Annotated in this window: 20 protein-coding genes; 7 read left to right on the forward strand and 13 right to left on the reverse strand. The window is 65.0% G+C overall.

Features of this window, described 5'->3' with window-relative positions; translation table 11 throughout:
• Positions 1-170: 170 nt before the first annotated feature.
• Both EP379_RS00680 and argS read right to left on the reverse strand, forming a co-directional pair.
• Entirely contained in the window at positions 171-785 is a 615-nt protein-coding gene (locus EP379_RS00680; RefSeq protein WP_127474739.1) for an SPOR domain-containing protein, read from the reverse strand.
• Positions 786-788: 3 nt separating this feature from the next.
• Positions 789-2,549 (reverse strand): arginine--tRNA ligase, encoded by a 1,761-nt coding sequence (argS, locus tag EP379_RS00685; protein WP_127474741.1) that lies wholly within the window; start codon positions 2,547-2,549, stop codon positions 789-791.
• A gap of 156 nt (positions 2,550-2,705) precedes the next feature.
• Between argS and EP379_RS00690 the strand changes: the two genes are divergently transcribed.
• The gene (locus tag EP379_RS00690) at positions 2,706-2,984 is read left to right on the forward strand and encodes a type II toxin-antitoxin system RelE/ParE family toxin (protein WP_127474743.1); all 279 of its coding nucleotides are present in this window, start codon (positions 2,706-2,708) and stop codon (positions 2,982-2,984) included.
• A 10-nt stretch (positions 2,985-2,994) separates the two neighbouring features.
• On the forward strand, positions 2,995-3,291 hold the full coding sequence (locus EP379_RS00695; RefSeq protein WP_127474745.1) for a HigA family addiction module antitoxin: 297 nt from the start codon (positions 2,995-2,997) through the stop codon (positions 3,289-3,291).
• A gap of 229 nt (positions 3,292-3,520) precedes the next feature.
• On the opposite strand, the gene EP379_RS00700 is transcribed toward EP379_RS00695, so the two are convergent.
• The 5 genes from EP379_RS00700 to EP379_RS00720 form a co-directional block, all read right to left on the reverse strand.
• Complete coding sequence (locus EP379_RS00700; protein WP_269471042.1) at positions 3,521-3,763, reverse strand: type II toxin-antitoxin system Phd/YefM family antitoxin; 243 nt, start codon at positions 3,761-3,763, stop codon at positions 3,521-3,523.
• A gap of 93 nt (positions 3,764-3,856) precedes the next feature.
• Complete coding sequence (locus EP379_RS00705) at positions 3,857-6,046, reverse strand: primosomal protein N' (protein WP_127474749.1); 2,190 nt, start codon at positions 6,044-6,046, stop codon at positions 3,857-3,859.
• A 394-nt stretch (positions 6,047-6,440) separates the two neighbouring features.
• Complete coding sequence (locus EP379_RS00710; RefSeq protein WP_232023944.1) at positions 6,441-7,892, reverse strand: HDOD domain-containing protein; 1,452 nt, start codon at positions 7,890-7,892, stop codon at positions 6,441-6,443.
• A gap of 59 nt (positions 7,893-7,951) precedes the next feature.
• Positions 7,952-8,509: a pyridoxamine 5'-phosphate oxidase family protein gene (locus EP379_RS00715; protein WP_127474751.1), complete on the reverse strand. Its 558-nt coding sequence runs from the start codon at positions 8,507-8,509 to the stop codon at positions 7,952-7,954.
• Positions 8,510-8,577: 68 nt separating this feature from the next.
• The gene (locus EP379_RS00720; RefSeq protein WP_127474753.1) at positions 8,578-9,360 is read right to left on the reverse strand and encodes a glycosyltransferase family 32 protein; all 783 of its coding nucleotides are present in this window, start codon (positions 9,358-9,360) and stop codon (positions 8,578-8,580) included.
• 219 nt (positions 9,361-9,579) lie between these two features.
• Here EP379_RS00720 and EP379_RS00725 point away from each other — a divergent pair, with 219 nt between their 5' ends.
• Both EP379_RS00725 and EP379_RS00730 read left to right on the forward strand, forming a co-directional pair.
• Entirely contained in the window at positions 9,580-10,461 is an 882-nt protein-coding gene (locus EP379_RS00725; RefSeq protein ID WP_127474755.1) for a fructosamine kinase family protein, read from the forward strand.
• Positions 10,462-11,397 (forward strand): LpxL/LpxP family acyltransferase, encoded by a 936-nt coding sequence (locus EP379_RS00730; protein WP_127474757.1) that lies wholly within the window; start codon positions 10,462-10,464, stop codon positions 11,395-11,397.
• 215 nt (positions 11,398-11,612) lie between these two features.
• Here EP379_RS00730 and EP379_RS00735 read toward each other — a convergent pair whose 3' ends face one another.
• Together EP379_RS00735 and EP379_RS00740 are read right to left on the reverse strand one after the other, a co-directional pair.
• Entirely contained in the window at positions 11,613-12,392 is a 780-nt protein-coding gene (locus EP379_RS00735) for a tRNA 2-thiocytidine biosynthesis TtcA family protein (protein ID WP_127474759.1), read from the reverse strand.
• A 17-nt stretch (positions 12,393-12,409) separates the two neighbouring features.
• The gene (locus tag EP379_RS00740; RefSeq protein WP_127474762.1) at positions 12,410-13,369 is read right to left on the reverse strand and encodes a DHH family phosphoesterase; all 960 of its coding nucleotides are present in this window, start codon (positions 13,367-13,369) and stop codon (positions 12,410-12,412) included.
• A 116-nt stretch (positions 13,370-13,485) separates the two neighbouring features.
• Here EP379_RS00740 and EP379_RS00745 point away from each other — a divergent pair, with 116 nt between their 5' ends.
• From EP379_RS00745 to EP379_RS00755, 3 genes are read left to right on the forward strand one after another with little or no spacing between them, the layout of a single operon-like run.
• The gene (locus EP379_RS00745) at positions 13,486-14,415 is read left to right on the forward strand and encodes an SPFH domain-containing protein (protein ID WP_127474764.1); all 930 of its coding nucleotides are present in this window, start codon (positions 13,486-13,488) and stop codon (positions 14,413-14,415) included.
• Positions 14,416-14,419: 4 nt separating this feature from the next.
• The gene (locus EP379_RS00750) at positions 14,420-14,869 is read left to right on the forward strand and encodes an NfeD family protein (protein WP_127474766.1); all 450 of its coding nucleotides are present in this window, start codon (positions 14,420-14,422) and stop codon (positions 14,867-14,869) included.
• Entirely contained in the window at positions 14,866-15,189 is a 324-nt protein-coding gene (locus EP379_RS00755) for a DMT family transporter (protein ID WP_127474768.1), read from the forward strand. Before EP379_RS00750 ends, EP379_RS00755 begins: the two co-directional genes overlap by 4 nt.
• A 6-nt stretch (positions 15,190-15,195) precedes the next feature.
• On the opposite strand, the gene EP379_RS00760 is transcribed toward EP379_RS00755, so the two are convergent.
• From EP379_RS00760 to EP379_RS00775, 4 genes are all read right to left on the reverse strand, one after another.
• Positions 15,196-17,712 (reverse strand): HD domain-containing phosphohydrolase, encoded by a 2,517-nt coding sequence (locus tag EP379_RS00760; protein ID WP_127474770.1) that lies wholly within the window; start codon positions 17,710-17,712, stop codon positions 15,196-15,198.
• 165 nt (positions 17,713-17,877) lie between these two features.
• Positions 17,878-18,102: a VOC family protein gene (locus EP379_RS00765; protein ID WP_197722826.1), complete on the reverse strand. Its 225-nt coding sequence runs from the start codon at positions 18,100-18,102 to the stop codon at positions 17,878-17,880.
• 110 nt (positions 18,103-18,212) lie between these two features.
• Complete coding sequence (locus EP379_RS00770; RefSeq protein ID WP_127474772.1) at positions 18,213-18,437, reverse strand: hypothetical protein; 225 nt, start codon at positions 18,435-18,437, stop codon at positions 18,213-18,215.
• Positions 18,438-18,534: 97 nt separating this feature from the next.
• Positions 18,535-19,356 (reverse strand): metal ABC transporter substrate-binding protein, encoded by an 822-nt coding sequence (locus EP379_RS00775; protein ID WP_127474774.1) that lies wholly within the window; start codon positions 19,354-19,356, stop codon positions 18,535-18,537.
• Positions 19,357-19,437: the final 81 nt, after the last annotated feature.

Below are 19,437 nucleotides of genomic sequence, written 5' to 3' on the forward strand. Positions count from 1 at the left end.
GGGTAAGCGAATTCTTTATAACGCTAATGGGGTATAGGGGCAAGGGGACAAAATTGATAAATGTCAATAAATCATGGGGTTAGGGAAGGTTGTGGCGGGATTTGCACCATCGGGGTGCTGGGAGGCGGCTCCGGCCACCGGTCCCATGCACCCCATTCGGGCAGGGTGTGTCAGCTCTTTTCCCGCAGCAGCATGAAGGGGATATCGTTCTGCCGCAGGGTGTTGCGCACCTGATCCAGGCGGGCGAGATCCTTGATCGGACCGATGCGCACGCGGTGCAGGGTGTTGTTGTCGATGGTGATGACCTGGATGGAGGAGACGATGCCGAGCAGGGCCAGCTCCGCCTTGCGCGCGTCGGCGTCCTTCATTGTGCGGAACGCGCCCACCTGGACCACATAGCTACCGGGAGCTACCGGCGTGGGCGGCAGGCCACGCGCCGTGGGCTCGTTGTCGGGCACCGGCACTTCCATCTCCGGCAGCAGGGTGTAGAAGTCGTAGGCCAGTTTGCGTTCGTCCTTGGCCTGGCTATCCGGTGCCTTGGGTGGTGTCTCCTTCATCACGCTGCGTGCATCTTTCTGCTCGGCCTTGGCCGGGGCCGGTTTCTCCACCGCCGTCCGGGCCGGTGCCGGCTTGGGCAGAGGCAGCTTGTCCAGCCAGATCAGGAAGGCCACCAGCAGGCCGACGGCGAGGCCGGCCAGCAGCCACAGCCAGCCGGGGGCGCCGCCGCCCTTCCTGGCCGGGGAGCGTTTGGCCTGGGGACGCTTCTTGTAATCGCGGGTAGCCATGAATCACATGGTTTCCGGCGCGGACACGCCGAGCAGCGACAGGCCGTTGTGCAGCACTTGGCGCACGGCACTGATCAGGGCCAGGCGCGCATCGCGCAGACCGCTGTCGTCGACCAGGAACTGGTGGGCGTTGTAGTAGGTATGGAAGCCGTTGGCCAGTTCGCGCAGGTAATGGGCCAGTTGGTGCGGTTCGTGGGCCAGCGCCGCCGATTCCACCACTTCGGGATAACGGGTCAGCGCCTGGATCAGTTCCTGCTCGTGGGATTCGGTGAGCAGGTGCAGGTGCTTGAGTCCCGCCGCCTGGTCGTAGGACAGGCCCTTCTCGGAGAGCTGGCGCATCACGGAGCAGACGCGGGCGTGGGCATACTGGATGTAGTACACCGGATTGTCGGCACTCTGCGACTTGGCGAGATCCAGATCGAAGTCCATGTGCTGCTCGCACTTGCGCAGCACATAGAAGAAGCGCGCCGCGTCGTTGCCCACCTCGTCGCGCAGTTCGCGCAGGGTGACGAAGGAGCCGGAGCGGGTGGACATCTGCACGCGTTCGCCGCCGCGGTAGAGGATGGCGAACTGTACCAAGAGCACGTCCAGCTTCGACGGGTCATCGCCCATCGCCTGCAGCGCGGCCTTCACCCGCGGCACGTAGCCGTGATGGTCCGCGCCCCACACGTCGATGATACGCTCGAAGCCGCGTTCGAGCTTTTCCATGTGGTAGGCGATGTCGGAGGCGAAGTAGGTCTTCACGCCGTTGTCGCGCACCACCACGCGGTCCTTTTCGTCGCCGAAGGCGGTGGAGCGGAACCACAGCGCGCCGTCCTTTTCGTAGACATGCCCGGCCGCTTGCAGGCGGCGGATCGCCTCGTCCACCTTGCCGCTCTCCACCAGCTTGCGCTCGGAATACCACTCCTCGTAGGCGACGCCGAACTCCTCCAGGTCCTGTTTGATGTCGGCCAGGATCACGTTGAGGCCGAGGTCGAACACCGTGCGGTAATTCGCCGCGCCGAGCAGCTGCTTGGCGCGGGCGATGAGCTCGTCGATATGCACCTCCTTGTCGCCGCCGGCGGGCTCGTCGGGGGAGATGTCCTGAAACACGGCACTGGCGGGATGGCGGAAGGCATCGCCGTGCTCGCGGTGCAGGGTGGCGGCGATGTCCCACACGTAGTCGCCCTTGTAGCCGTTGACCGGGAACGGAATCTCCTCGCCGCACAGGTCGAGGTAGCGCAGCCACACCGAGGTGCCGAGGATGTCCATCTGGCGCCCGGCATCGTTGACGTAGTACTCGCGGTGCACGTTGAAGCCGACGGCGGCGAGCAGGTCGGCGACGGTGGCGCCGTAGGCGGCACCACGACCGTGGCCCACGTGCAGCGGCCCGGTGGGATTGGCGGAGACGAATTCCACCTGCACGCGCTTGCCGTTGCCCAGGGTCGAGCGGCCGAAGGCCTCGCCGCGCTCCAGCACCTCGCCCACCACGGCGGTGAAGGCGTCGCTGCTCATGAAAAAGTTGATGAAGCCGGGACCGGCGATCTCCACCTTGCTCACCTTCGTGGAGGCCGGCAGCGCGCCAGTGATCAGCTCCGCCAGTTCGCGCGGCTTGCGTCGCGCTATCTTGGCCAGCGGCATCGCCACGTTGCAGGCGAAGTCGCCGTGGCTCTTGTCACGGGTGTGCTCGATGACGATGGAGTCGGGCAGCGCACAGTCCAGCACGCCGTTGGTGCGCAGGGCGTCGAGGGCGGCGGTGATGAGCTGTTGCAGGTGGTGTTTCATGGAATCAGATACAGGGGTAAAGGGGCAAGGAGAAAAGGGAACACTGGGAATGGCGGGGAAGTATACCGATTTGGCTCGTGTCTTGTCCCTTTCCCGTTGTCGCGCCCGTCAGCCATGGTGGTTGACGTTTAACGCTAGACGTTATACGCTTGGCGCATGATCAAGTCGTTCCGCTGCAAGGATACGCAGGCGCTGTACGAGGGAGGGAGCCCGCGGCGCTTTCGCGCCTGGCAGGCGCAGGCCGAACGCAAGCTGCAAATGCTGGATAGTGCCGCCGTCCTCGACGACCTGAAGAGTCCACCCGGCAACCGGCTGGAAAAGCTGTCTGGCGGCCGTGCCGGGCAATACAGCATCCGCATCAACGACCAGTGGCGGGTGTGTTTCCGCTGGCAGGACGGCGATGTTTGCGACGTGGAAATCGTCGATTACCATTGAGGAAACCGCGATGAGCAACAAGATGCGTCCCATCCATCCCGGCGAGGTTCTGCGCGAAGAGTATCTCACCCCCCTTGGCCTTTCGGCCCACGCCCTGGCCCAGGCCCTGCGCGTGCCGGCGACGCGCATCGGCGAGATAGTCAACGAGCGCCGCGCCATCACGCCGGATACCGCTCTGCGTCTGGCACGTTATTTCCACACCAGCGCCGAGTTCTGGATGAATCTGCAAACTGCCTACGACCTCAAGGTTGCCAGCGCCGAGTTGGCCGAGCGTATCGGGCGCGAGGTGGAGCCACGCGCGGCGTAGTTGTAATGTTGCATACCGGGCTGGTGCGGCTCTGTAGGCGGCATGGTGTTTGTCTACTGCCACGACGATGACGAGCAGTCGGTTATGGATGCCACATCATCGTCGGGTGTGTCTTCTTCCCTCCCCGGAAGGGTGTTCCAGTCGTGCGGCCAGATTTTTCTTGACTTGGGTACGTACGGAGTTGTCGAGCGCGCGCCATTCGGCGAATGCGTCCGCATGGAAGGCCTGCTCATGGCTCATCCAGCGTCACCTTCACCGGCTCCTTGCCATCCTTCAGGCGCGTATCGGCCAGGGCATTGAGTTCCAGGTCTTCCAGCCGGTCCATGAGCGCTTCATAGGCGGCCGCCGGTACGCAGTAGAAGGCAGGTTCGTTGCGGTTGAGGATGGCGACCGGAAAGCCCTCGCCGGCGGCCACCGTGCCCATGGGGTTTTTCTTCAGCTCGGAAATACTTGCCGTGGTCTCGGCCAGGATTGTATGTGCCCTCTGTCTTCTCCAGCCACTTTAATGGCATCAATATTCGTGCTCTTATCTGGTCTCCAAAATCCGGGGCGTGATGTCAGGTCTTCAAAACATCTCCCCCGGGTCGACATCCAGTGACCAGCGCACCTTGCGCCCGGTTTTTGATTCTTCCAACAACGGCAGCCAGCGATCGAGCAGGCGGTGCAGCGCGGGGCGGCTGGCGGTCTGCAACAGCAACTGGGCGCGGTAGCGGCCGGCGCGGCGTTCCATCGGCGCCGGCACCGGGCCGAGCAGCATGATGCCTTCGGGCCGCAATCCTTCCGCGAGTTGCCGCGCCTGTTCCAGAAAGGCCAGCGGGGCGGCGGCGGCCGGTGCCTCGGCGCGCAGCAGGGCGAGGAAGGCATAAGGCGGCAGCTCGGCCTGGCGGCGTTCCTCCAGGGCGGCGGCGGCGAAGGCGCCGTAGCCCTGGTCGATGAGCAGGCGCAGCAGTGGGTGATCGGGGTGGTGGGTCTGGATCAGCACCTCGCCGGGGCGTTCGGCGCGGCCGGCCCGTCCCGCCACCTGCAAGATGAGCTGGGCCATGCGCTCGCCGGCGCGGAAGTCGGCGGAGAACAGGCCCTGGTCGGCGTCGAGGATGCCCACCAGGGTGACGTCGGGAAAGTGATGGCCCTTGGCCAGCATCTGGGTGCCGATGAGGAGGCGCGCCGCGCCGCTGTGCACCCGCGCGAGCTTTTCCTCCAGGCTGCCCTTGCGGCGGGTGGCGTCGCGGTCGATGCGCTCGATGCCGATGTCCGGAAAACGCGCGCGCAGCGCCTCCTCCACCCGTTCGGTGCCGTGGCCGATGGGGCGCAGGTCGTGACTGCCGCAGCTTGCGCATTGCTGCGGCACCGGCCGCTCGGTGCCGCAGTGGTGGCAGCGGATGCGCCTCTGGCCGGCGTGGTAGGTGAGGTGGGCGTCGCAGCGGCGGCAGGTGGCGACCCAGCCGCAGTCGTGGCACAGCAGCACCGGGGCGTAGCCGCGGCGGTTGAGAAACAGCAGCACCTGGCCGCCGCGCTCCAGATGGCGGCCCATGACGCCGTAGAGCGGTTCGCTGATGCCGCCGTCGAGGCGCTGGTGGCGGATGTCGAGCAGGTGCAGGTGCGGGTGGATGGCGCTGCCGGCGCGTTCCGGCAGTTCCAGCCGCGTATAGCGGCCGGCGGCGGCATTGGCCAGGCTCTCCAGCGCCGGGGTGGCGGAGCCGAGCACGATGGGCACGCCGGCCTTCTGCGCCCGCACCACCGCCACGTCGCGCGCCGAATAGCGGAAGCCGTCCTGCTGCTTGAACGAGGGGTCGTGCTCCTCGTCCACCACGATCAGGCCCAGCTGCGGCAGCGGGGTGAACACCGCCGAGCGGGTGCCGATGACGATGGGGGCGAGGCCGGCGCGGGCGGCGAGCCAGGCGTTGAGCCGTTCGCCGTCGGCGAGGCCCGAGTGCAGCACGGCGATGGGTGCCGGGAAACGGCGGCGGAAACGCTCCAGCAGCTGCGGGGTGAGGCCGATCTCCGGTACCAGCACCAGGGTCTGGCGACCGGCGGCGAGATTCTGGGCGATGAGGCGCAGGTACACCTCGGTCTTGCCGCTGCCGGTGACGCCGTCGAGCAGGAAGCCGCCGAAACGGCCGAAGGCGGCGCTGACGCTATCCACCGCCGCCTGCTGTGCCGCCGCCAGCGGCGGTGAGGTGTCGGAAGCCGTTCCGGCCGCGGGCAGGGCCGGCGCCTCCTGCACCTCCACCCAGCCTTTTTCCACCAGCCGTGCCATGGCCCCCTGCCAGCCCTCGACCTCGTCCAGCTCAGCGGCCCCGGCCGGGGCATCCAGCCGTTGCAGATGGGCCAACAGAGCGGCCTGGCGCGGCGCGCGTTTCAGTTCATCCGGCCGCGCGGCACGGCCGGCGGCGGTGAGGGCATGGCGGCGCAGGGTGCGCGGCTGCGCCGGCTCGCCCTGCCGCAGGGCTACCGGCAGGGCGGCGGCGCACACCTCACCGATGGGATGGTGATAGTAAGTGCTTGCCCAGGTGAGCAGTTCCAGGATCTCCGGCGGCAGTAACGGTTCGGCGTCGAGCACCGTCTCCACCGGGCGCAACTTGTCCGGCGGCACTTCGCTGTGGGCCGAACTGCCCAGCACCACACCCACCAACGCCCGGCGGCCGAAGCCGATGCGCACCCGGCAACCCGGCGCCACCGCTTCGGCCGGCGCCAGGTAGTCGAAGCGGCGCCGCAGCGGCGAGGGGATGGCAATGTGGAGCACGGTGCGGGACATGGGCGGAGTTTACCGAAGGCGGGGCGGGGAAGCAGAAGGATTGTGCCGGAACGGCTGCCGCAGTTAGCGGCGCCGCTTGAGGCGAAATCTGCGAAAATCGGCTAACTCATTGTGCGGCCGGCAGAAGCGGGATTATCCACAAAACCTGTGGATAACTTTGTGGATGAATTGGGGTAAAGCGGCCCGGGCCCGCGTCATTGCTACATTCCTGTTAAACTGGCGAGAAATTGACCTATGTATAAATCCTTTTGATTTCAATGTGTTGCAAAATATCAACGAGTGCTGATTAGGATTGTTCCAACAAATATAGGGGAATCGTGACGCCAGGATGTTGACTGTGTATAAGAATTCTGCATCGGGCAGAAAAGATCTTGCCGGATGGTCCGAACCTGTGTTAGTGGCGCCGCTGTGACAGGTGGCCGAGACCGAGGCCGGCCTGTTGCACGAAGTGCTTGAAGCTCTCGAAACTCTCTTCGTCCAGGGGGCGTTCGCTGAGGGCGCGGTCGCAGAAAAACAGGCCGATCGCCTTGCCGTTGACCAGGATGGGGGCCGCAAAGAAGGGGGCCCGCCCCACCGCCTCGGTCAGCTGGGCCGTTTGCCAGCGGCGCTGTTCGGGCCGTTTGGCGGGGTCGAACCAGAGCGGGGCCGGGTCGTCCAGCAGGTGGAAGAAGAGGTTTTCCTCTTGGGGATGGCGGGTGAAGTGGAAGAGGCCGGTGAGGGTATCGCGTCCGCCGCCGAGGGCGAACTTGGCGCGCAGGCCGCGGCGGTCCGGGGTGAGCAGGGCGAACAGGGTGCGGTCCATGCCGGCGCCGCGGTAGATGCCTTCCAGTACCAGTTCCAGCACCAGATTGAAGTCCGACTTGGGGTCGTCCAGCAGCAGCGCCAGCTCGCGCAGGATGCGCAGCTGCAGCATGCCATCCGGCTCCGGGTATTCCTGCACCTTGAGTTCGTCCTCCCCCACCACCGTTTCGCCGCGCGGCAGGGGGATCACGGCGGCGGCCGCCGCCGCGCCGTAGTAGCCGGCGATACGGGCGGCGTCGCGCGCGTTCTGGTGCAGACGGCTGCTGACCGCCTTGTCGCTCTGGCCGGTCATCCTGGCCAGTTCCTGGGTGAGCTGCTGTACCCTGGGGCTCTCCCAGCCCTTTTCCGCCGCCCGTGCCAGCTGATGGCACAGGGTGATGTTGCGGCTGCGTGGGTCGGGGCTGTCGGGGTTTTTCAGCGTGGCGCTGAGCAGGTCGTTGATGCGCCACTCCTTCACCAGGCTGGCGGAGAGTTGCCGCAGGGGGAAGCCCAGCACCTCCATCTCGGCCTGTTCCGGGGTGATGCCGGGCTGGCGCAGCAGGGTGTCGAGCCGGTCGCCGGCTTCGCCGCTGAAGCACCAGAAGGCCAGGTCGCCCAGGTGGTAGAGCAGGGCGGCGATGAACACCTCTTCCGGTGAATCGTCGCCCCGTTGCAGGGCCACGGTACGGGCCTGCACCGCGGCATGGATGGCGCGGGCCAGTTCCCGTGTCAGGCGGTCGCGCGGGGCGCCCTGGACGAAGGAATCCACCAGGGCGATGGACAGGCACATGCTGCGCACGGTGGTGAAGCCGAGTACCACCACGGCGCGGCTGATGGTGCTGATCTGCTGTTCGCGTGGGTTGTAATAGACGCTGTTGGCCAGCTTGAGCACGCGCGCCGTCATGGAGGCGTCCTGCAGGATGACGCGGGCCAGGGCGGCGGTGGGCGCGTTCTCGTCCTCGGCCACGCTCACCACCTGCTGCACGGTGTGGCCGAAGATGGGCATCTCCTCTTCGCTGATGCGGCGGACCCATTCGTCCAGGGAGCTGCGCTTGGGGCTGTTCAAAACGGCGGATATCCAGAAAGGTGGGGTTTGTCACGCAGTATACAGCGCGGCGGCCTTCCTCACGCGTCGGAACCCAGTCCCGGTGCTGGCAGGCCGTCGATGCTGACCGCGTTCTTCTGGCGCCGGTATTCCGCCATGCCCGCCTCCCCCTTGTGGCGCGCCCAGGCCAGCAACTCCTCGCGTTGGCCGCGGTAGTCCAGCAGCGGTACGCCGGCGCCACAGGAGGTCTGCACCCGCTCCACGGCCATGCGCACGATCTGGCGTACGCCGGGAAACTCGGGAAAGCGCGGCCGCAGCGCCGCCCAGGCGGCATCGCCCGGCAACACCACCGTGCCGCGGCCGTACAGGCGCAGGATGCGCGGCGGGCCACTGAAGGCGCAGAACATCACCGTCAGGCGGCCGTTTTCCACCAGGTGCGGCGCGCTTTCGTTGCCGCTGCCGGTGAGGTCGAGCCAGGCCACCTCGTGCGGGCCGAGGACGCGGAAGGTATCCAGTCCGCGCGGCGACAGGTTGATGTGGCCGTCGGCGGCCAGCGGCGCGGTGGCGTTGAAGAACAGCGGCTGGGCCGCCATCCAGGCGGCCAGTTCGGCGTCGATCTCGGGCAGTACCTTGGCCATGGCTTTAGACGATATTCATGCAGACAAGAGTGGCTGTCCTAGGCGCGCATTGCAGAGCAAAAATTACTTCAGTCCTTCCTGATAATGTCGATCTTTTCTTGTTCCCTGGTCCACTTCCCCTGTGGCTTATCTACATACTGGAAATATTCGTTGGTAAAGGAACCTTGGTTACAGGTATAGCGATAATAGGTGGTGTTGACAGTATTGATGTCCAAAACTTTATTGAATACACCAGGACCTGTTAACTCATAAACATTCGTGAGGCGACACTCTCGAATGTTTCTCAGCACCAAATCAATCATTTGAGCAAGGTGAGGGTTTTCTGGTTTGCTGGCGATGAAATAGTTGCTGATCTCTCCACGCTTCGTCCTGATATAGAGTTCATCGAACTCCGGCCGCACAATATATCCCAATGGCCAGACGACGTGAGCATCTATATCAAGATAGACGCCACCGTATTTTTGCAGTACCAGTAATCGCCAGAAGTCAGCCTGCGCGGCGCCAATCTGGATTCTGGAGTAGTTGGCAAAGATTTCATCAGAAAAATTGGCCTTAATAAACTCCGCGCGTGCTTCCGTAACCATAAACCGATACGCAAAACCAGGGGCCATCAGGCGATTGAATAGATAATTCAGATAGACGGGTAAGGTGACCCGATTGGTGTAATTGGTTTGCCAGATGATACGAGGGATGGTAGAGGGTTTCTTATTGGAAATGAGAGGCGCGGCTTCAGCTGGCAAGACAAATCGTTTTTTGGGGAACAAAAAATGAAAGCCGTAACAAAGCAGTTTAGTTATGTTCGCAAAGAGCCGGATAACTCGGCTGGACAATAATATGAAGAACGGCTTCACGGCAGATTGACCTAATGTGGAAGTTGCACGCGGGCGGAAGGCCGGTGACCTGGGCAAGTGTCAAGTGATTGTGCTGTAGTTGCACTATAAAATGGGGCAAGCATACATCATTCGGGTTCATGAACGCACATTCCGATAGGCCTGATGTAGTAGAATATCCGAGCGTCTATAACGCTCCACCCTTATTGCCGGCCTACCTGGATAGTCAATTCCTGTGTCATGGGATCATCGATCTGGAACAGCCTCGCTGAGGCGATCTGCCGCGCCAGCGGCATCCCCTTTGTGCTGCGTGGCCGGCACGGCGTGGGCGGCGGCTGCATCAATTCCACCCATGTGCTGGAGGACGGCGCGCGGCGCTGGTTCGTCAAGCTCAATGACGCCACGCGGCTGGACATGTTCGCCGCCGAGGCCGCCGGCCTGAGCGAGCTGGCCGCATCGCACACGGTGCGCGTGCCGCGTCCGTTGTGCCACGGCGTGGCGGCAGGACAGGCCTTTCTGGTGCTGGAATGGCTGGACCTGTCCGGTTCCGGCGCGCAGGAACTGCTCGGCCGGCAGCTGGCGGCGATGCATGGCGTGACGCGTGAGGAGTACGGCTGGTGGCGTGACAACACCATCGGCTCGACGCCGCAGCCCAACGAGCAGAGCATGGACTGGATGGAGTTCATGTGTGAGCGTCGCCTGGGCCACCAGCTCGATCTGGCGGTGCAGGCCGGCAACCGGCGCTTGCACCGGCGCGGCGAGGAGCTGCTCGATCGCATGCCCGATCTGTTCACCGACTACACGCCGGCCGCCTCGCTGCTGCACGGCGATCTGTGGTCGGGCAATTACGCCGTGACGGCGGCGGGCGAGCCGGTGCTCTTCGATCCGGCGGTGTACTATGGCGACCGCGAGGCCGACCTCGCCATGACCGAACTGTTCGGCGGCTTCGGACCACGCTTCTATGCCGCCTACAACGAGGCCTGGCCGCTGGACCCCGGCTACAAGGTGCGCAAGACGCTGTACAACCTATACCACATCCTCAATCACTACCACATGTTCGGTGGCGGCTACGGCCAGCAGGCGGAGCGCATGATCGATCAACTGCTCAGTGAGTTACGTTGAATGAACCCAGACGGACACCGCCCCTACCCACCGGAGTTCCCGCGTCGCTTCCTGGCGCCGCGTTACTGGGGGATCTGGCTGGGCCTTGGCCTGCATGCGCTGTCCGGCCTGTTGCCGACCGTATTGCGACGCGGCCTTGGCGCCTGGCTGGGCATGCAGGCCTACCGCCGCAATGCCAAACGCAGCGGGATTGCTCGGCTCAACCTGGCCTGGTGCTTCAACCACTGGGATGAGGCACGGCGCGAGGCCGTGTTGCGTGACAGCTTTCGCTCCCTGGGCGCCGCGCTGGCCGATTTCGGCCTGTTCTGGTGGGCTGGCCGACGGCGCTTCTTCTCGCGCATCGCCATCGAGGGCGAGCAACACCTGGCAAAGGTGCTCGGCGAAGGTGGCCGGGCGATCCTGGTGACGGTGCACTCTCACGGCATGGATTTCGGTGGCATCGCCCTGTCGGGCCGCTGGCCACTGGTCACCTACGCCAACCGTATGCGCAACCCCCTCATCGAATGGTTGATGTCCCATCGCCGCACGCGTTTCGGCTGCCTGCTGTATACCCGAGAGGAGGGCCTGCGTCCGGTGATCCGTGAGGTGAAGGCGGGACGGGTGTTCTTCTATCCGGTGGATGAGGACGGACACGGTGGCGAGGCGGTGTTCGCCCCCTTCTTCGGCGTGCCTAAAGCGACGCTTACGGCGCCGTTCCGTCTGGCGCGCCTGTGCCAGGCGCGGCTGATTCCCTGCACCACCTGGTATCGCGCCAGCGACAAACGCTATGTGGTGCAGATCCTGCCGCCGCTGGAAGGCGTGCCGAGCGGCGATTACACGGCCGATGCGGAGCGGCTCAATGCCGCCTTCGAGGAGCTGGTGATGCTGGCGCCGGAGCAGTACATGTGGGGCCAGCGCATCTTCCAGACGCGGCCCGACGGCAGGCGACCCTATTAGGGAAGGTCTGAATAAGTCCATCCTGGACTTTTCAGGTCGCTCCCGCCCCTCCCTGGGCTGCGCGACATAAGTCCATCCGTGGACAAAACCACGCCAAGCGAAAAGTGTGATTTTCGCTTGGCTTCATTTTTCAACGACTTATCGTCGTTGAAAAATGGCGGCACATCCCTGTGCCGCGGAAGCTCTGAACTTATTCAGAGCTTCCTTAGCCGGCGCTACATGCCGTCGCTGTCGCCGTCGTCGCTGTCGTCGCGGCCGTCGACGCGCTCGCCCATCAGCGGGCGCATGGTGTGCAGCAGATTGCGGAACAGGTGCTTGTAGCGCGCCTCTTCGTCGAGCAGCAACTGCTTCATGTGCTCCCGTTCGGTGGGCATGTCGAAACAGGCCGGGCAATTCTCCGGGATGATGGGCAGTGCCGCCGCCGCGGCGAAGGCGGCGGTCTGCCGTTCGCGCACGTAGACCAGCGGGCGGATCACGCGCAGGTCGCCGGCATCGATGGTGTAGTGGGCCTTCATGGTGCGCAGCTGGCCGCGGTGCATGGCGGACATGAGGAAGCTCTGCGCCAGGTCATCCAGATGCTGGCCCAGGGCGATGACGTTATAGCCCTCGCGCCGCGCCGTGCTGTAGATGATGCCGCGCTTCATGCGCGCGCAGAAGGCGCAGAAGGAGAAGCTGGGCTCGGTCGCGTGTTTCGTCGCGTCGTCCATGATCGGCTGTTCCTGGTAGAAATAGGGCACGCCGAGGCCGGCGAGATAGGCCTTGAGCGGTGACGGATCGAAGGCCGGGATCTGCGGGTCGACGGTGATGGCGCCGACCTCGAAGTGCACCGGGGCGGCGCGCTGCAGGTGGCGCAGCACATGCAGCAGCGACAGCGAGTCCTTGCCGCCGGACAGGCCGAGCAGCACGCGGTCGCCCTCCTTGATCATGCCGTAGTGGGCGATGGCCTGGCCGACCAGGCGCAGCAGGGATTTCGGCGGGCGGACGGTGGTGTTCATGGCGGCGGATAAAAATCTCAGCGCTGGTATTGGGCCTGGAAGGCGGCGATGAAGGTGTCGAGTTCGGCTGCCGGCAGGTGGTTGATGCCCGCCGCCGACTTGCGGCCGCCGCCGCCGGGAAAGCGGTGGCACAGCTCGTCGGCGCCGCTCTTCACGGTGAGCGGCGCGCGCACGCTGACGCGGTAACCGCCGTCGGGCAGCAGGGTCAGCAGGGCATGGGCGCGCGCCGGATGCCGCTCGGCCAGGGCATTGCCGTAGACGCCGCTGACGCGCCGGCTCCAGTCGGTGTCCGGGAAGACATACAGCGCGGTATGTTCGTTTGCTGCGCTGGGTGCAATGGCCGCGGCCTGCGCCATGTCGTGGCGGTAACCCTCGGAAAGCTGGCGGAACAGCGGCTCCTCGGCGGCGAAGACGAATGGGTCGGCATAGGCTTGCAGCGTGCGGAACAGCGCATCGGGGGCGACGAACAGATCGGCCAGCCCGTTGCCGTAGCCGTTGTAGTTGATGCAGGTGCCGATGTCGCGCAGTACCTCGATCTGCGGTGCGGACAGGCCGAGGGCAGTCGCCATGCGCTGCGCCGTGTCGAGAATGTTGTCGCCGAAGGCGGCGGCGATGGCCCAGGTACTGTAGCGGCCTTTCAGGTAGCCGTCGACCAGGAGGCTGGTGCAGACGTCGGCGGAGGTGTTGATGGTGGTGTGCAGGTTGGCGTGCTCGGGGATGTCGCCGGGGAAATGGTGATCGAAGTAGCGCACGCTGGCACCGGCGGCGAGCAGGCGCTTGAGATCATCGACATTCTTCTCCAGTGCGATGTCCAGCACGGTGACGTGGTCGCCGGCCCCGGCCTGGACGCGTTTCAGCAGGGCGATGTCACGCTTGACGCCGGTCACCAGGATGGACTCGTGCGGTTCGGCCAGGCGTAGCTGGTGCAGTGCCAGGATGCCGTCGGCATCGCCGTTGAATACGTCGAAAAAGGCCATATGTCATGCTCGCTGTCGGGGGGACGGATATGGTAGCAGAAGCGGCCCGCTATTCCTTCCGTCATCACGGTGTTACGCTAGCCTCGCCCATCCGCTACAACGACAAAGGAGTTCCCATGGAAGGTTTTGCCACATTCGTGCTGTTCCTCCTCGTGCTGGCCGTGGTGCTGGTGTTTCTCGGCGTCAAGTCGGTGCCCCAGGGCATGGAATACACGGTGGAGCGCTTCGGCCGCTACACCCGCACCCTGGAGCCGGGGCTGCACTTCATCGTGCCGGTGATCGATCGCCTCGGCGCGAAGATGAACATGATGGAGACGGTGCTCGACGTGCCGTCGCAAGAGGTCATCACCAAGGACAACGCCATGGTACGTGTCGATGGCGTGGTGTTCTTCCAGGTGCTGGATGCCGCCAAGGCCGCCTACGAGGTGAACCAGTTGCAGCTCGCCATCCTCAACCTCACCATGACCAACATCCGTACCGTGATGGGCTCCATGGACCTGGACGAGTTGCTGTCGCAGCGCGACAAGATCAATGCCCAGCTGCTCACCGTGGTGGATGACGCCACCACGCCCTGGGGCGTGAAGGTGACGCGCATCGAGATCAAGGACATTTCGCCGCCGCGCGACCTGGTGGACGCCATGGCGCGGCAGATGAAGGCGGAGCGTGAGAAGCGCGCCTCGATCCTGGAGGCCGAGGGCGAACGCGCCGCGGCCATCCTGCGCGCCGAGGGTGAGAAACAGGCGGCGATCCTGGAGGCCGAGGGCAAGCGCGAGGCGGCCTGGCGCGAGGCGGAGGCGCGCGAGCGTCTGGCCGAGGCCGAGGCCAAGGCGACGCACATGGTGTCGCAGGCCATCGCCCAGGGCGACATCAACGCCATCAATTACTTCGTCGCCACCAAGTACGTGGATGCCTTGCAGAAGATTGCCAGCGCCGACAACCAGAAGGTGGTGTTCATGCCGCTGGAGGCCTCCGGGGTGATCGGCGCCATCGGCGGCATCGCCGAGCTGGCGAAGAATTCGCTGGCGCAGCAGGCCAAACAGGGCTGAGGCCATGGCGGACCTGATCGGGCAGTGGAATCACTGGCACTGGTGGATCCTCGCCGTGCTGTTCGTGGTGCTGGAGGTGTTCACCCCCGGCACCTTCTTCCTGTTCATGGGCATCTCCGCCGCGGTGATCGGCGGGGTGGTGCTCATCGTGCCGGGCATGGGCTGGGAATATCAGGTGCTCGGCTTTGCCGTGCTGGCGGTGGTGGCCACGGTGCTGGGGCGCAGTTACCTGAAAAGGCGTCCGATCCACACCGATCGCCCCACCCTCAACCGCCGCGGTGCACAGTACATCGGCCGCACCTTCAGTCTCGATGAGCCCATCGTCAACGGCCAGGGCAAGATCCGCGTCGATGACTCCACCTGGAAGATCAGCGGCAGCGACTGCGCCGCCGGCAGCCGGGTCAAGGTCACCGGGGTGGACGGCACCGTCCTGCAGGTGGAAGTGATTCGGTGAACGGCTGGCACTATCTGCTGCTGGCAGGGTTCTTCGAACTGGGTTTCACCACCAGCCTGAAGTTGTCGGAGCAGTTCAGCCGCGCCGTCCCGACGCTGCTGACCCTGCTCTTCGGCGGCATCAGCTTCTGGCTGCTGTCGAAGGCGATGCAGACGGTGTCGCTGGGGACCGCCTATGCGGTGTGGACCGGCATCGGCGCCTTCGGTACCGCCATCATCGGCATCCTGTTCTTCAAGGACCCGCTCACCTTCTGGCGGGCCTTCTTTCTTTGCACCCTCATCGGCTCCATCGCCGGGCTGAAGTTCATCGCCCGCGAGTGAGCCGTCTCAATGGGGCGCGTGGTTGCCGTTGTGCTCCAGGCGATAGCCCCTGGCCTGGAACAGGCGCAGGCAGGCATCGACCAGCTGGGTGTCGAATTTCACGCCGCGATGCCGCACCAGTTCCTCCAGCGCCGCCGCCACACCGAGGGCAGGCCGGTAGGGGCGATGTGCGGACATGGCCTCGATCATGCTGGCGATGCCGATGACCTGCGCCTCCGGCAGGATGGCGCCGTCCTTGAGTCCTGAGGGGTAGCCGGAGCCGTCGAGCAGCTCGTGGTGCTGCAATACCATCTCGGCGATGGGCCAGGGGAAGTCGATGGTGCTGAGGATCTTGTGGCCGATCTGCGGGTGGTTCTTCACCAGTTCGAACTCCACGGCGGACAGGCGGCCCGGTTTGCTCAATATCTCCGCCGGCACGTAGATGTTGCCGACGTCGTGCAACAACGCGGCGATGCCTAGCGCCTCGATGCGCTCCTCTTCCCAACTCAGGTCGCGTGCGATCGCCATGGCGAGATCGCGCACCTTCTGCTGATGGCCGGCGGTATAGGGATCACGCGCCTCTACCGCGGCGGCCAGCGCGAGTACCGTCTTGCCGAGCAGGCTCTTCAGCTGTTCCAGTGTGGCGATGTGTTGCTGCTCGATGCGCCGGTGTGCCTCGCGGGCGCGCAGCGCATTGATGCCAAAGGCGAGATCACTGGCGAGCTCATGCAGCACGTCGAGTTCCGGTGCGGTGAAGGCATGGGATGTCGCGGCAGCGATGAACAATACGCCGAGTGTTTCGTTGCCGGTACGCAGGGGAAAGGCGGCGGCGGAGGCATAGTCATGTTCCCGCGCCAGCTGTGCGCTGAGCGGATAGCGTTCGTCATGCTGCAGGTCCTGCGCTATCTGTGCGTTGCCGCTGTATACCGCATGGGCGCTGAGCAGTTGTCCGGCGGCCTGTTCGCTCCACTGCTGCGGCCACTGCGCCAGCGTTTCGATGCTGATGCCGGCCGCACCGATCGGACGCAGGGTGTGTGCCGCGTCGTCTTCCTTATAGGCGGCCCAGGCCTGGCGGTAGCCGCCCTCCTCCACGGCGATGCGGCAGACCTCCTGCAGCAGACCTTCTTCACTGGTAGCGTGGATCAAGGCCTGGTTGCTGGCACTGATGGTGCGCCGCGCACGCATTTCGTGCTGCAATGCGCTGCTGATGCGCTCCAGATCGGAGACATCCTGCAGAACGTGAATGGAGAAGCGGAAGCCGCCATTGTGGTCGCGGATGGGGAAGGAGCGCGAGATGTACACGCTGCCGTCCTCCAGGCGCACCTCCTCCTCGCTGTGATCACTGCCGTGGTGCATGGCCTGCGCGCAGCCGGGCAGCGGGCCGCCATTGCGCGGGAACACCTCCCAGTAGGGCCGCCCCAGCAGATCATGAAAGCTCATCCCGGCTCGTTCGGCATAGGTGCGGTTGGCGCGGATGACGCGGTAGCGCTCGTCATGCAGGAAGATGGGCTGTTCGATGGCATCGAAGGATTCCCCCCACTCGTTGTGGGCTGCCTCCAACTGGTCCAGCGTCTGCTGCAATTCACGCTCCGATTCGCTCAGCACACGCTCGGCCTGGCAGGTGATGTGGCGCAGGAATACCAGCAGCAGGGCAAGGATGGCAAAGGTGACCAGGGCGATGGCGGCGGCACTCAGCAGCAGGGTGGCGCGCACATCGCTGACGTCGCGCAGCGTCACCAGCCAGCCGAGCGCATTGCCCGTGCCGTCGAGCAGCGGGATGGCGCCGGCGAAATACCATTTCTCGGCCCGCTCCAGCGCCACCCCCTGCTCCACTTCCTGGATGCGGTCGCGCTGCAGCAGGCGCATCAGCACGCCGGGCGGATCCGCCAGCGAGGCCGGGAGCAGGGTGAGCGCCGTGGCCTCCGGCCGTGGCGGCGGCAGGGCGACGAGATGATGCATGGTGAACAGATGATCGAGCTCCCCGGCGAGCTCATCCAGGGAAAAACCCAGCAGCAGATAGCCCAGGCGCCGGCCGTCCTGCTGCCACGGCACGGCGCCGAGCAGACGCAGCGTGTTCCACTGATCGATTTCCAGCCCGGTGTGTGCGCTGCCGCTGGCCATGGCGCGTTCAAGTACGCTGGAGTGCAGGCGTTCGCCATCGATACCGGGGTGATGCAGGCCGAGCACTGCCCTGCCGTCGGGTGCAACCAGCGTCAGGCTGGTGAGGCCGTAGTCCTGTTGCAGGCGGGCAAACAGCGGAGTCGCCGCTGCAATGAGACGGGTATTGTCTCCGGCACGCCAGGCCGCACCCAGGGCCGGGTCGGCGGCGATCACCTCGCCCAGGCTGCGCAGCCGGGAGGCGTGATGCTCCAGCTGCATCTGCCAATGGGCGCGCACCACGGTGAAGTCGCGGCCGAATTCTTCCTTGGCACTTTGCGACAGCATCGTCAGCAACAGCACCAGCAGGACGATGCTGGAAACCACCATCGCCGCTGCGACCGGCATCAACACGCCTTTTTTCAGCCAGTGCGCCTGTAATTTCATGGTGAGACTCCTTCCCCTGCAACATATCCTTGGTTTGTTGGGGGTTTATCCCCGTAAGCCATTTTCTTACTTCTTTTATGGCAAGTGTGGCTTTGCGGGGGAGGGATATCTACCAAGCAGGCTGGTTATGTATTGGTGCAAGGCGGGACAGGCGGCCTGTGCAAATCACAGCGGCGGGAGTGCCAGCTCGTATTCTCCTGCAATCGGCGCCGGGTCCATCCAGAACACCGTCCAGTTAGGCGCGTCCGGTTCCTCGAAGGCACGGCCGAACATGGAACCGTCGTCCTCCGCCATGTGCGGTTCACGGGTGCCGGCGATGACCTTGTGGGTAAAACGGCGAAAGCCGGGTTCCGCGTGCAGCATGGCGAGAATGGTGTCGGTGGGCTTCAATGCCGATGGCGGTGAAAAAGGCCATGGCATGGGGCAGATGAGACACCGGCACTGTGCCGGTACGTGAGATGCAGCCCTTGCGGCCGCAGCAACGGCCGCAAGGGCAAGGCTTACAGGTCGATGAGCTGGGCGTGCAGCCCGCGTTCGCCGACGATGGCCACCAGGTCATGGGGGCACATCTCTTCGGGGTTGTAGGCGACGAACAGCAGGTGCTCCTTGTCCGATTGCATGCGCGGCTGGAGGCCTTCCGCGCGGTTGCCGAGCCAGGCCAGCAGATCGCGGCGCTGGGCGGGGTTCAGGGATTCATCGATGTGCAGCAGGGTCTCGCTGATCATGGTCGTGCCCTCCGCGAGTGGTTACACGGATAACTCTAATGCAAACGGCGGCGACCGCAAGGATGGCGATGCCGGAAACAGGCCGCCCCGCAGGGGATCAAAGGGTGGCGGTCGCGGTGGCGGCTGCGTGGCGCGGCTGGCAGTTCAGCAGGTCGTCCGCCTGCCGGGCGAGCAGGCGGAAGTAGAGTTCGCTGCCGCTGCGCAGGTGCTGCCCGAGCACGTCGCTGCCGCGGATCATGCAGCCGTGTGCCGCCCCCGTCAGATCGGCCTGCTGCAGCGCGGGTGCCGCCTCCAGGCCGAAGCGGTGGTAGAAATACGGCGCGCCGTCGGCCTTGAGGTATACCGTTGTGCCAGCCAGGGCGGCGAGGCGTTCGCGCAGTTCCTCTTCGGTCTGGCGCAGGCGGGCGAGCAGGCGGATTTCGTTGTCCAGGTAGCGTTCGGTGTTGTCGGGGTCGAGGCGCACCAGATGCGGGGTGAGGTGGTGCACGGCGATGGCGGCCAGGCGCGGGTCCAGCCAGAAGCGGGGATCGCGGGCGATGCCGTCGGCGTGATGGTGCGTGCCATGGATGGCCAGCGGGCTGCCGGGCAGGGCGGCGAGCAGCGGCAGGTGGTGGGCCATCATCATGGCCTGCCGGGCGGCGGCCGGGGTCTGTTCCAGGGCGGCCGCCAGGGCCGTTTCGTATTCCGGACCGCTCCACAGCAGCAAATCGGCCTGCAGCACCAGGCGCATCTGCGCGTGCGTCAGCTGGTCGGCGCGTGCCTCGCTCTCGCTGCGCAACAGCAGCTCCGGGGTGGCGACCCCCTCCATCAGGGCGGTGACCAGGGAGTGCAGCGGCGGCACGCTGACCACCACGCGTGGCGCGGCCTGTAGGGGTAGGGCGGCGAGCAGCAGCAGGACAAACAGCAGGCGCTTGGGCATGGGTATTTCCTCGGCAGACGTGGACAGTGACCCATGATCAGGAGCAGATGTTGTGCCAGAAATTGATCTTTGTCGGATCAG

It is taken from the genome of Sulfurivermis fontis (genome assembly GCF_004001245.1).
Taxonomy (GTDB): Bacteria; Pseudomonadota; Gammaproteobacteria; order Thiohalomonadales; family Thiohalomonadaceae; genus Sulfurivermis; species Sulfurivermis fontis.

Bases quoted from the DNA above. Each gene is read 5' to 3' on its own strand.
- EP379_RS00760 (WP_127474770.1), bottom strand. From the start codon at position 17,712: ATGAAATTACAGGCGCACTGGCTGAAAAAAGGCGTGTTGATGCCGGTC.
- EP379_RS00715 (WP_127474751.1), bottom strand. From the start codon at position 8,509: ATGGCCAAGGTACTGCCCGAGATCGACGCCGAACTGGCCGCCTGGATG.
- EP379_RS00730 (WP_127474757.1), top strand. From the start codon at position 10,462: ATGAACCCAGACGGACACCGCCCCTACCCACCGGAGTTCCCGCGTCGC.
- EP379_RS00695 (WP_127474745.1), top strand. From the start codon at position 2,995: ATGAGCAACAAGATGCGTCCCATCCATCCCGGCGAGGTTCTGCGCGAA.
- EP379_RS00775 (WP_127474774.1), bottom strand. From the start codon at position 19,356: ATGCCCAAGCGCCTGCTGTTTGTCCTGCTGCTGCTCGCCGCCCTACCC.
- argS (WP_127474741.1), bottom strand. From the start codon at position 2,549: ATGAAACACCACCTGCAACAGCTCATCACCGCCGCCCTCGACGCCCTG.
- EP379_RS00745 (WP_127474764.1), top strand. From the start codon at position 13,486: ATGGAAGGTTTTGCCACATTCGTGCTGTTCCTCCTCGTGCTGGCCGTG.
- EP379_RS00680 (WP_127474739.1), bottom strand. From the start codon at position 785: ATGGCTACCCGCGATTACAAGAAGCGTCCCCAGGCCAAACGCTCCCCG.
- EP379_RS00735 (WP_127474759.1), bottom strand. From the start codon at position 12,392: ATGAACACCACCGTCCGCCCGCCGAAATCCCTGCTGCGCCTGGTCGGC.
- EP379_RS00725 (WP_127474755.1), top strand. From the start codon at position 9,580: ATGGGATCATCGATCTGGAACAGCCTCGCTGAGGCGATCTGCCGCGCC.
- EP379_RS00690 (WP_127474743.1), top strand. From the start codon at position 2,706: ATGATCAAGTCGTTCCGCTGCAAGGATACGCAGGCGCTGTACGAGGGA.
- EP379_RS00740 (WP_127474762.1), bottom strand. From the start codon at position 13,369: ATGGCCTTTTTCGACGTATTCAACGGCGATGCCGACGGCATCCTGGCA.
- EP379_RS00705 (WP_127474749.1), bottom strand. From the start codon at position 6,046: ATGTCCCGCACCGTGCTCCACATTGCCATCCCCTCGCCGCTGCGGCGC.
- EP379_RS00770 (WP_127474772.1), bottom strand. From the start codon at position 18,437: ATGATCAGCGAGACCCTGCTGCACATCGATGAATCCCTGAACCCCGCC.
- EP379_RS00750 (WP_127474766.1), top strand. From the start codon at position 14,420: ATGGCGGACCTGATCGGGCAGTGGAATCACTGGCACTGGTGGATCCTC.